The organism is Gemmatimonadota bacterium (genome assembly GCA_026705765.1).
Classification (GTDB): Bacteria; Latescibacterota; UBA2968; order UBA2968; family UBA2968; genus VXRD01.
The window spans coordinates 1-11,936 of the sequence record JAPPAB010000007.1 but is presented as its reverse complement, the minus strand read 5'-3'; the positions used below and the strand labels follow the sequence as shown (position 1 = coordinate 11,936).

Genomic DNA, 11,936 nt, shown 5'->3' with positions numbered 1-11,936 from the left:
ACAAAGGGTTTTGCTACCTGATCTCGAGAATTTTGATCAAAATGAGGTGATAGAGTGCAGATACCTTCTTCATATCAACCCGGGTATGAAAAAGCACTTCTGACCGATCCCGATCTCGCCAAAACGTACATCCAGCACACGCTGATTGGAGATCCCGATGCCGATGCCCTGATCAATGGATTAGCCGACATTGACGAGAAGCAACAGGGCGAATTCATCAGGGCTGGGATGGACCTGGATGAGGAAAAACTGCGTGATGCGCCTCAGGAATTACGGGCGTTTTTTGAGAAGGTCGGGACGCCGCCCGCGTGGTTTGATCCCGAGTCAGTATATCCCGGATGCCGTGGCTTCCAAGCCTATTCAGATCTGTTTCTTACCTCGTTTGTCGTGGATATTATTGTACAGGGTTTCACTACGCTGATCAGCCAATCGTTTTTCACCACAGGAAGGCTGACCGATCAGGGGGTGCGGCGGCTAAAGCAAAATATACTTCACCTCTTAGAGATTATGTTGCCGGGTGGCCTGGAGCGATATGGCGAGGGCTGGAAACTGTCTGTCCGTCTGCGGCTGGTGCATGCACAGGTCAGGCGGCATCTTCTCGCTTCTGAGGTGTGGGACTATGAAGCCCACGGCATGCCGATCAGTACTGCCCACATCGCGCTCGCGTCCTGTAATTTCTCCGGGATGCTGTTGCGGTCAGCCACGCGAATTGGCGCACGTCTAAACGATGAAGAGCGCGACAGTTTTATGCAGATATGGCGCTATACCGCTCATCTGATGGGTGTGCCCGAGGCACTCTTGTTCAGCAATGAGACCGAAGCCTGTGAAATATACCGCGTGGGTTACATCTGCGAGCCGCCTCCCGGCCTGGAAGCTATTGCTATGGCAAACTCGGTGATTGCCTCGGCTCCTTACGTGATCGGTATTAAAGACGAGAAAGAGCGAGATAATCTATCTGGTTTTGGATACCGCCTTTCCCGAGCGTTGATTGGAGACGAACTCGCCGATCAACTCATGTTCCCCAAAAGTCGGACATCTGGCCCCGGGACACTGGTATATTTGCGGCTGAGGCGCAGAATCCAGGATATCCTCGATGTCCTGCTATGGTGGAGACCGGGGCATCGTACCCGAAGCTTCATGGCCTTGCTCGACGTATCTACGCTCGAAGAACATAAAATCAGTTACCGATTGCCCGACAAGCTACACGCAGACGAGGCGAAGCCGTGGTGAGGTATGACGGTCTTTATCCACCAATATATAATGAGGGAAATCAGTTAAATATCTACTATGAGGGAAATCAGTTAAATATCTACTTTTGGCGGTGTCGATAGTGCCAAGCATTCGCTCGGTGAACTCGCCGCCGCACTTAATCCGAAATGGTCGAAGGAGTGACTCTTTTGCAATTAGAACGCTACACCGCTGTCATTTTGCGCTATCGATGGTTGGTTGTTGCGCTTACGACACTGGTCATGCTGACACTGACGGCAGGTGTTCGTTTCATCACCGTCACGAACGATTACCGCATTCTGTTTGGCGAAGACAATCCACAACTCCTCGCTTTCGACGCTCTGGAGAACACGTATTCGGCCTCCAATACAGCACTGATTGCCATTACGCCCCGAAATGGTTCGGTGTTTACCCGCGAGGCACTTGGCGCGGTTGAGGAATTGACCGAAGCCGCGTGGCGTGCGCCTTATTCCAGCCGCGTCAATTCCCTTACCAATTATACCCATAGCGAAGCCCTTGATGACGATTTGGTGGTCGCTCCGCTCGTTGACGACGCATCTTCTCTGAGCGATGACGATGTGGTGCGTATCGAGAAGATCGCGCTGGACGCAATCGAAATTGCCGGGCGTCTGGTGTCTCATGATGGGCGCACTGCCGGGGTGGCTATTAATTTTATCCTGCCCGAAAATCACGACCAGGCAGTAATCGAAATTACCGATTATCTCGATTCGGTCCTCAATCAAGCCCGTACGAGCCATCCGGATATCGATTATTACATGACTGGCGATGTGGTCATGCATCGGACTTTCGCCGATGTCACGAAGAACGACATGGAGACTCTGACACCTATTGTGTTTCTCATCATTGTAGGTGCCACAATTATTCTCCTGCGCTCGATTTTCAGCACTTTGGCCATTGTTGCCGTGATCGTGTTTGTCATCAATACGACTATGGGATTTGCCGGCTGGAATGGCGTGGTATTCAGCCCCACCAATGCCGGTGTGCCGATTATTGTCATGGTGATCGCCATCGCGGATTCGATCCATGTTGTCACGAGTGTTTTACTGGGTATGAGGCGCGGTCTGGACAGAAATGCGGCGATTGTTGAATCAATCCGCATCAATGCCTATCCGGTATTTATTACCTCGGTCACGACGGCGATTGGATTCCTCAGCCTGAATGCCTCAGATTCACCGCCTTTTCACGTTTTGGGCAATTACGTGGCATTTGGCGTCTTGTGCGCGCTTGTGTACACTATGACGCTATTGCCGGCATTGCTTTCGATTTTGCCCTTGCGCGCGTCTCTTGTGCAGTCTCACGGGACGGCTTTTTTTGACCGCTTTGCTGACTTTGTCATCGCTCGGCGAAAATTTCTGCTCTGGTTTGTCACTGCGGTTGTCGTCGTTCTGATACTCGGCATTTCCCGCATTGAGTTGAGCGATAATATGGCGCAGTATTTTGATGATCGATACGAGTTCCGGCGCGATACGGATTATATTATTGACAATCTGACTGGTCTGGATAAGCTGGAATATTCGCTGAGTGCAGGACGCGAAGGTGGTATTACCGATCCGGAGTATCTGCGTCAGGTTGATGCTTTTGCCGAGTGGTACCGGGCGCAACCCGAAGTGACCCATGTCCAGGCTTTTTCGGACATTATGAAACGTCTGAATAAAAACATGCACGGCGATGATCCCGCCTTTTATCGCTTGCCCGAAGACCCGGAACTCGCGGCGCAGTATCTGTTGCTTTACGAGTTTTCACTTCCGTTTGGTAGCGATCTCAATGACCGGATAGATGTCGCAAAATCCGCTACGCGCCTGAGTGTCGTGACCGGGAATGCGTGGTCTCGAGATCTGCGTGAGCTCGATAAGCGCGCACAGGTCTGGCTCCAGGCCAATGCACCCGCTTTTGCATACGAAGCATCGGGCCTGAGCATTGTTTTTGCCCATCTGTCCCTGCGAAATATCAATAGTATGTTGCGCGGTACGATCACTGCGATGGCACTTATTTCGTTTATTTTAATCTGGATTTTCAAAAGTGTTCGGGTCGGTCTCCTCAGCTTGTTGCCCAATTTTATCCCCGCGATTATGAGTTTCGGCCTGTGGGGCTATCTCGTCGGCCATGTGGGGATTGCCTCTTCGGTGGTGATTGCCGTTGTTTTTGGAATTGTCGTGGATGACACGATTCATTTTTTGAGCAAATATCTGAAGGCCCGACGCGAGGGTCTTCCCGCTCCCGAGGCCGTGCGCTATACTTTTAACACGGTGGGCCATGCGTTATGGACGACGACCGCAGTGTTGTCCGTGGGATTTCTTGTGTTCGCCACATCGGGATTTGAGGTGAGTTGGGCACTCGGCCTTTTGGTCACGATTACGATTGTCTTCGCGCTTGTTGCCGACTTCTTGCTCCTTCCCACGCTACTGATTGCTATTGATCGGAGAAATTCATGATACCAATACGACCAATACATCTGTTTTTCGCGCTTTGTCCAATTCTTTTGATTTATCTCGGTGTGCCAATACCCGCTCGTTCTGAAACTGCAGAGGAAACCGGGTTGAAAATCGCTCAGGATTCTCACGCTCGCGAGAAGGGTTTTGGTAATTTTACGGCTCAGCAAACCATGGTGTTGCGCAACAAACACGGGCAAGAGAGCCGGTGCCAACTCCGGGTAAAGGTTCTCGAAGTCTCCGAAGATGGCGACAAGAGCCTGTTTGTGTTCGATGAACCGCGCGATGTCAAGGGAACGGCGTTGCTTATTCACGCTCATCGGGAAAGCGCGGACGACCAATGGCTTTATTTGCCTGCTCTGAAGCGCGTCAAGCGCATTAGTTCGTCTAACCAGTCCGGTTCGTTTATGGGGAGTGAATTTGCTTATGAGGACCTGACTCCTCAGGCTGTGGAGAAATTTACCTATCGCTATCTGCGCGACGAGGCATATGGCGATTTGACATGCACGGTTACAGAACGCTTTCCCGCGGATAAGAAATCGGGCTATAGCCGCCAGGTGGTCTGGAGGGATAAGGACGAGCTTCGCGTCTGGAAAGTGGAGTATTACGATCGCAAGAATGCCCATCTGAAGACACTTACTCTGGGAAATTACGCGCAGTATCTGGAACGTTACTGGCGTGCTGGTGAGATGACGATGGTCAATCATTTAACTGGAAAAAGTACTGTCCTGACGTGGACGGATTTTGAGTTTCAAACAGATCTGGATGATCGCGATTTCACGCAAACCGGGCTAAGACGGGTGCGTTGATGCTACGCCGTATCTCTTTTTATCTCGGTGCCGTCTGGACTTTGGCTCTGGTCTTTGCTGCTGGCGCACATGCCGAAATTGGGATTGACCGCGATTTTTCCGGGCGCGTGAATGTCGAAAGCCGATGGTTTCCCAAATCCGGTGCTTTTTCCGGTCAGGGGGCACATGCCATCGGTTTTGTTGTAGTACCCAACCTCTATCTCGCAGACGCTGAGGGTAGGAGTTTCACGCTATCGCCATTTTTTCGCTACGACAACGCGGATCCACGCCGCACCCATGCCGATCTGCGAGAAGCCTATTTTCTGGTATTCGGAGAGATCGGCGATGGCGAATGGGAGTTGCGCGTGGGTATTGATCAGGTCTTCTGGGGCGTTACTGAATCGCAACATCTGGTGGATATTGTCAATCAGATCGATCTGGTGGAACACCCAAACGGAGAGGCGAAGTTGGGGCAGCCGATGGTCAATATTACCTGGTCCAGCGATTGGGGAGTAGTGGAATTTTTTGTTTTGCCGTATCACCGGGTGCGCACGTTTCCGGGCGAATCTGGCCGCTTGCGCCTCTCGCTCGTGGTGGAAGATGAACGCGTCGAGTATGAGAGCGAGGGGGAGGCGTGGCATGTGGATTTCGCAGGACGGTATAGTCAGAGTTTTGGCGCTTTCGATGTTGGTTTGAGTGTGTTCAATGGTACGAGCCGAGAGCCTTTTCTGATGCCGGGCGTGAGTAGTAATGGAGCACCGGTATTGGTGCAGCACTACGATCAGATCCGTCAGTTTGGGCTGGATGCACAACTGACTGTCGGCTCATGGTTGTTTAAGTTCGAGGCTATTCAGCGCGCGGGTGCTCGAAATTTGCTGGGTATGGAAGAGGATTATGTGGCTTCCGTTTTTGGGGGAGAATACACGTTTTATTCCGTATTTGGTTCGGCCTTTGATGTCAGTTTGCTCGGCGAATGGAATTACGATGGGCGGGGGCGAAATGCGACGCCGAGTCGCTCGCCCAATACGCTCGAAAACGACTTCTTTTTTGCTACGCGCCTCGCGTTCAACGATGTTCAGAGTACTGAAATTGTCACGAGTTTTTTGGGGGATGCGGGTCGTTCTACACGCGCACTATCTGTCGAATTGGACCGGCGCATCTCTGATCAGTTGTCTCTGAATATAGAGGCGATTCATCTTCTCTCTATTGACAAAGCAGATATCCACTACGATACGCGCCGCGATAGTTTTATTGATGTGAGTCTGATGTACAATTTTTAGTTGTTGCACAATCTCTAATTAAAAAACAAAATCCCCGCCCGGGATGATCAGGCGGGGGTTTGTTTGTATAGAAGGAGCGATCACATTACGCCAGGTTCCATACCCGGTTCGCCCGCGTGATAGGACGCCAGGCACCAGGGGTCTCGGGTTTCTTTGCGGAAGGTGCGAACTTTTTGTCGCATGGATTCGGCGATGTCCTGAACCTCGGGGTCGTCGATGATGTTGGTGGATTCCATGGGATCGTTTTCAATGTCGAAGAGGGCTTCGGCATCCTGATGCAGGAATTTTTCCGTGCGGCGTTTGCCCATTTCCAGATTTTCTCTGCGAATGGCCTGCCAGGTGGGCGATGCCCACAGGTCACTGGGCAAAGGGGTGGTGATTTCGGGATAGAGATTGCGCACGTATTTGTATTTGCGTCCGCGCAGAACCCGGTAGGGGTAGTAGTTGGTGACTTCGTGGAAGGTGTGGGAGAAGAATGTTTCGTCAAATCCCTCGGGATGTGATTCGTCCAGGATGGGGACGAGGGACTTTTCGGGCAGGCCTTCAGGGGGTTCAACGCCGCACCATTCAAAGACGGTTGGGGCGATGTTGTTCCAGTTGACGAGGGCGTCACTGACAACGGCTTCGGCATTTGGGCGCGTGATGATGAGCGGGCAGTGATGGCCCGTGTCAAAAGAAGAGGCTTTGCCGCCGGGAAAGGGCATGCCGTGGTCGCTCATGACGATGATCATGGTGTCGTCGGCTCGACCGGCGTCCTGGAGTGCCTGGACGGCCATGCCAATGCCGGTGTCGAGGCGAGAGACGGATTGGTAGTATTCGGCAAATTCTCGTCGGACGTCTGGATGGTCGGGTAAGAAATCAGGGACGATGATTTCCTCGGGTGAATACGTGACTTCGGGGACGCCGGGATAGGTTTGTTTGTTGCCGAAATCGCGGTGGGGATCGGAATAACCGACGTGGAGATAGAATGGTTGATCGTTGTCAATGGTTTCAAAGAATTTCGAGATGTTGTCTGCAATACCGCGCACATTGCGCCCTCCGCCAGCTTCGTAGTTCCAGGGATAGACAGATTCGGGTTGTACGTGGAGTTTGCCGACAACGCCAGTGGTGAATCCGGCAGATTGTAGTGTTTTGGGAATTGACGGCATGTCGAGTTGCGTGTGGAAGTTGTGAATGCTGTGCGAGTGGCCGTATTGTCCGTGCGTGTGGCTGTAGTGTCCGGTGAGGAGGTTGGCGCGGCTGGCTGCGCACGATGGGGTGGTGCAAAAGGCGTGTTTAAATAAGGTGCCTCGCGCAGCAAGTGCATCTACGCTGGGCATTTTGATGACGTCATTGCCATAACATCCGGCAATGGGGCTCCAATCGTCGGCAATGAGTAAGAGGACGTTGCGGTAGGACATAATATCTCCTTGTTGTGATTGCACCCTTTGGGCGCTTCAATGCGGGTGGTTATGTGGTTTTCCATTCGGTTTAATATCATACTTTGTCTAACCAGATCGGGCTGGTCCACGCCCGGTGGCCATCGTGCTGGTAGATGCGAAGGTAGCAGTAGTGAACACCTGAGGGTGAAAAGGTCAGGTGGACGGTATCTCCCAGGATAATGTGCTGTTTTTTGGGTGTAAAGGTTTGGGATATGTCCCCGTTGACCATCAATTCGATGCGGTCTATGTCTGCTGTGCCCAGAACTTCAGCGGTAAATTCGTAGCGATGTGCCCTGACAGTGCTGCCCATGGGATGGGAATTGATCTGAAAATCGATATAGATCCGGGCGCCAGTGGTGGCGTAGCACCGGCGCTTTGAGAATGCATCGAAGATGGTGGGGCGGTCAAGCCGTTCCGCCCACAGGCCGGTAAGTCCCGCGGGTTTGCCAGGTCCCGGTTCCGGATAAGGGTTTGCCGGACGGGAGTCGTGGGTGTCGCTGCCGCTGACAATACCGAGTTTGAGACCCTGAAACTGGATGGCCCGGTTGATTTTGGCTTCTTCAAGATCCACGTTGACATTCTGCTTCTGGTAGATTTCTGCGAGGCATTCCCGTTCGTAAAAGGCGGTGTGAAAGTGCCCTTGAGTGAATCCGCCCCGGGCATGGACGGCGTCGTAGAGTTCTCGGTAATCCTTGCAGTAGACGGTTTCCGGATGGTAGCGCGCCTGGAGTTTGGGGTCGTGGGCTTCGGGTCGATCTTCGCAGAAGATGGGAGAAAGACCGTCCAGATCGGGAAAGAATCCGAGACGGTGACTGCCGTCGGGTGGTGTGGCGAATTCAATGGAGGGAAGAGCAATAAATTCTCCGGGCAGTGTGAAGGAACGCCAGGCATCTATAAGCTGTTCCCAGACTTCGGCGATGCAGGCGCTATACGAAAAAAGCTGTCCGCCCGAGAAGCTCAGATGGGCGATGTCTCTGGCCCAGATAAAATAGTCTGTCAGAGGGCGCTGGTTGAACAGCATGCCGTGGATATCACCCCAGTACAGAGTTAAATCAGAGGGTGTAGTAGTGACTCGCGTGGGATTGCTCTGAGCGTTCAGCTTTCCACGCCTGGCAGAGACTTGGTCCCAGGGGGCCTTCGCAGAGAGGTGGGTACGCGTGGTGTGGGAATTGTCCAGAAATACGCTGATGCTTTCCGCTGCAGTAGCAAGGGTGAGTTCGTCTTTAGAAAAGACGGGATTGCCGTATGTGTCGATGGGGGTGACCTGCGCTGCGATACGCCCTGTGCTCAGCGCGTGCGCTGTCACCCGGAGCGTTTCCACAGATCCGGGCGTAATGGTGAGGGGATTGCTCTTGAGAATGGAGAGGTCTGTATCTCTGGGCAAAAAAAAGTGATACTTACCTCCTGGATGATGAAAAGAAAGGACACCGTCCAGATCTTCGACAAGCCAGAAGTGAAAGGCGTCAATGGCGTTCTGCGGGAGCAGAAACCCGTCCGGATGGGTGCGAAGTGCAATGGTGACGCGTTCTGCGGGTGCAACCCGACCTTTTTTGCACCTGATGTGAACGGCGTGGAGAAACTCGGGCGTCAACGGGTGCGTGTCAAAGGTGCGCACAACGCCGCCTCCCACAAGGGGGACGCCTTCCCAGTCCGTGTCTGGTGGGCCTGTGATCTCGATGCCGTCGTGGGGTTGAAATGCCTGATCCCTGTTGAGGTACTGGCGGATGTCGTAGAAGATCCACAGGTTTCCACCGGCCCGAAATCCACCGTCCGGTGCCCGGTAGTGGAGCCGGAGATCCACGGGACAGCAGACCTGAAGCCTGCCGGCTGCGGTTGCCCAGAATCGGCTGTCGGGCATGTGAATGTCTCGCATCTTACCTTTTTGAACTGTTGTCGCGTTTTCGCTCATTGGCTATGTGTTCGAGCATGCGATGCACGCGGTCGGTTTGTTTAGAGGTAATATTTGTTGTTTCAAAGGGGTCGGAACCGATGTGAAAGAGTTGGGTTTCTTCCGGGATTTGGCCTTCTTCGTAGATCAATTTCCAATTGCCCGTTCGCATGCCAAAAGACGATCCTCTAAAGTTCCAGAAGATAGACCGTTCTTCGGGTATGGCGATGTCGCCTGTGAGCAGAGGCCAGATGTCTTGGCCATCCCATTGAGGGTCGCTATCGGGCGTGTAGTTGATGAGATTGGTCAGGGTTGGCATCCAATCGGTTATGTGCAGGGGGTGGAAGCATTTTCCGGGTTGGAGATGAAAAGGCCAGTTGATCAGGGATGGCGTGCGGATACCGCCTTCGTAGAGTTGAGATTTTTGACCTCGCAGGGGCAAATTGCAGCCCAGACGCGGCATGTCTTCGTGGCGGCCCGGATATTTGTCTGTGTCGTGAAGAGGACCGGCAGGGATGGCGCCGTTGTCCGATGAGAAGATGATGATGGTGTTTTCGCGCTGGCACAGGCGGGCAATAGCTTCGACGAGTTGGCCAATGGCGTGATCCATCTGGCTGGCGTACGCGGCATAGGTTTTGAATGAGCGGTCTTTGTCGTCGTCTGGATCATAGCGCCGATCTGAATAGCGATCTATCCAGTGTTGTGGTGCTTTGATGGGGGTGTGAACAGCGGTGAAGGGGACATAGCAAAACCAGGGGCCTGTTTGCGCTTCGATCCACTGGACAGCTTCTCGAGCGATGAGGTCGGTGACGTGACCGCGCTCTTCGACGAGTTCGCCGTTGCGGTGCCAGGTAACGCTATAAGGGCCTGATTTGTAGCGGTGGTTGTACGGGTCAACGCCGCCGGCCAGACTTCCATAAGCTGTATTGAAACCAAATTGGTTGGGGCCGTATTCGGGAGAGGATCCCAAATGCCATTTTCCAAAGAGGCCAGTTTCGTAGCCCGCATTGCGAAAGGATGAGGCGAGCGTTTCATATCCATCTGGGAGTACAGGGGCGTTGGACGGGACGGTGGCGTGACGTCCAAAGCGGCCGGGATGGCGTCCCGTTAACAAGCATGTGCGGGTGGGGGTACACATGGGACAGACGTAGTGCTGGTCGAGTTCGATTCCCGTGGCTGCGAGGCGGTCGATGTTGGGCGTGTGAATGTGTGAGCCGTGATAGCTGACGTCACCCCAACCCATATCGTCTGCGAGGATGAAGAGGATGTTGGGTTTTTCGATTTTTCCAGATTTGGTCATGTCGGGGTATCCTGTTAAAGAGTCTATAAAATCCACTGTCTGATTTTGCCGTTTTCCCTGTGTTTCGCATACCACAATAATAGGATTATGATTGCGACACCCGTGCCGTCCCATACCACATCAGTCCAGACGCCAGTGCGGCTGGGGACAAAGGATTGATGGTATTCGTCCAATATCGCATAGAGGATGGATATCAGGACGCTCCACAATACACAGGAGGTAAATCGGTTCTTTGTCCATAGAGACCGGAAACACAAATAGGTCAGAATAGCGTATTCTGCTATGTGTGCGAATTTGCGCGCCGCATGGTGTATTCGTTCACTGAAAAAGAAAAATTTTTCTGTATTTTCGAACGATAGCAGGCCACTTGAACCAATAAAAATTAAGAGTAGCCAGATAAATAGAGCGATGCGCCAATGCGTTGTTGTCATGAATTTTTCCACCCTACTGTGCTGCTTTGAGGGCTTGTATTGCATCGTCGGTGGCGTCAATGACATGGGTGCCCGCGGGTACGATAAATTCAAACCATTTGTCTTTTACGTCGGGATTGGTGGTCAAATTGTGAAAGGTCTGTGAGATGATCTCATTGTCTTTGGCATCAAAAAGGCCAACCCGGCGCAACAGACCATCTTCGGGATTGATGAGCAATTGTGCTTTGACAGGGGGATTGGGCAGTTGCGCATGTAAGAGATTGACTTTGGTCTTGGCTTCAAAAACGCGGTGGGGACGATCTTCAAAGATTTTATCTTTGGTGTAGCGAATACTCGTCCATTCCAAACCTCTAAAGGGACGCAGGGGATCGGCCTGATCTGCATCGGCTTCGAGGTTGGTTATGCGATAGACCCGCCCGAGGTTCACCTTGGAGACGATTTTCTCTTCGCGGTCATAGGTCCACATCAATCCGCCATCAGACAACCGCTGTGAAATGATCACCTGGTCTTGTACGGTGTCGAGACGCATGAGGTTGGGGCGCTTAAAGGTTGCACTGGTATTGAGCGTCAGTTCTTGATCCATAACGCGAATGACGGTCGTTTGTTCAGCCTTGCAGGTGGCGATTTCTCTGGCGTTTTTTTGAATTTCGACCATTATTTCATCGGTTTTACTATCCCCTGTTGACATTTTGTTTTCGTTTTCCGCGCTGACCTGAGTTGTGAGGATCAGCATTGCGATCACCCAGCGTTTCATAATTTGCTCCTTATGAGAAATTTTATTCTTCGCGCTCGCAAAGGTCCCACCACACCCGATTTTTCACTGGATGACCTGCGTCGGGTTGGGCGATTGGAGATCGTGGCGCATTGTTTGGCCAACGCGCTTTTTTATTCTCAAAATATACGAACAAATACTGTTGTCCATCTCGTCTTTGATGGGCCTTCGGACCCACCGAAAACCGTGCGCTTTGAAAGCGATCATCTGACCTATTTGGGTGGGTTTGATGAACGCACGCTGGCAGGTGCTGTGCAAAAAGCACTATCTGCTGGCAGGGGTTTGTCACTGGGCGAAGAGCGGCAGGTTGATGATGGTCTGTTTGTAGCAAAAAAGGGATTTGAACGCGTTGTGCAAGATCGCAAGGAAACACTCTATG

Annotated in this window: 10 protein-coding genes; 5 read left to right on the top strand and 5 right to left on the bottom strand. The window is 52.4% G+C overall.

What is annotated here, in order from left to right; genetic code table 11:
• Positions 1–54: 54 nt before the first annotated feature.
• From OXH16_00755 to OXH16_00740, 4 genes are all read left to right on the top strand, one after another.
• Positions 55–1,230: an oxygenase MpaB family protein gene (locus OXH16_00755; GenBank protein MCY3679894.1), complete on the top strand. Its 1,176-nt coding sequence runs from the start codon at positions 55–57 to the stop codon at positions 1,228–1,230.
• 167 nt (positions 1,231–1,397) lie between these two features.
• Entirely contained in the window at positions 1,398–3,680 is a 2,283-nt protein-coding gene (locus OXH16_00750) for an MMPL family transporter (GenBank protein ID MCY3679893.1), read from the top strand.
• Positions 3,677–4,486 carry an outer membrane lipoprotein-sorting protein gene (locus OXH16_00745; GenBank protein ID MCY3679892.1) on the top strand — a complete coding sequence of 270 codons (810 nt, stop codon included), beginning with the start codon at positions 3,677–3,679 and terminating at the stop codon, positions 4,484–4,486. Before OXH16_00750 ends, OXH16_00745 begins: the two co-directional genes overlap by 4 nt.
• On the top strand, positions 4,486–5,745 hold the full coding sequence (locus OXH16_00740) for a hypothetical protein (GenBank protein ID MCY3679891.1): 1,260 nt from the start codon (positions 4,486–4,488) through the stop codon (positions 5,743–5,745). Before OXH16_00745 ends, OXH16_00740 begins: the two co-directional genes overlap by 1 nt.
• A gap of 80 nt (positions 5,746–5,825) precedes the next feature.
• Here OXH16_00740 and OXH16_00735 read toward each other — a convergent pair whose 3' ends face one another.
• From OXH16_00735 to OXH16_00715, 5 genes are all read right to left on the bottom strand, one after another.
• Positions 5,826–7,145, bottom strand: a complete 1,320-nt coding sequence (locus OXH16_00735; protein MCY3679890.1) for a sulfatase — start codon at positions 7,143–7,145, stop codon at positions 5,826–5,828.
• A gap of 76 nt (positions 7,146–7,221) precedes the next feature.
• Positions 7,222–9,039: a DUF3604 domain-containing protein gene (locus OXH16_00730; protein ID MCY3679889.1), complete on the bottom strand. Its 1,818-nt coding sequence runs from the start codon at positions 9,037–9,039 to the stop codon at positions 7,222–7,224.
• 1 nt (position 9,040) lies between these two features.
• Positions 9,041–10,354: a sulfatase-like hydrolase/transferase gene (locus OXH16_00725; GenBank protein MCY3679888.1), complete on the bottom strand. Its 1,314-nt coding sequence runs from the start codon at positions 10,352–10,354 to the stop codon at positions 9,041–9,043.
• 23 nt (positions 10,355–10,377) lie between these two features.
• Positions 10,378–10,785 carry a VanZ family protein gene (locus tag OXH16_00720; protein MCY3679887.1) on the bottom strand — a complete coding sequence of 136 codons (408 nt, stop codon included), beginning with the start codon at positions 10,783–10,785 and terminating at the stop codon, positions 10,378–10,380.
• Positions 10,786–10,798: 13 nt separating this feature from the next.
• Entirely contained in the window at positions 10,799–11,539 is a 741-nt protein-coding gene (locus OXH16_00715) for a hypothetical protein (protein MCY3679886.1), read from the bottom strand.
• Between the two features lie 12 nt (positions 11,540–11,551).
• Between OXH16_00715 and OXH16_00710 the strand changes: the two genes are divergently transcribed.
• The coding region (locus OXH16_00710; protein MCY3679885.1) for a tRNA (pseudouridine(54)-N(1))-methyltransferase TrmY at positions 11,552–11,936 on the top strand (385 nt) is incomplete at its 3' end.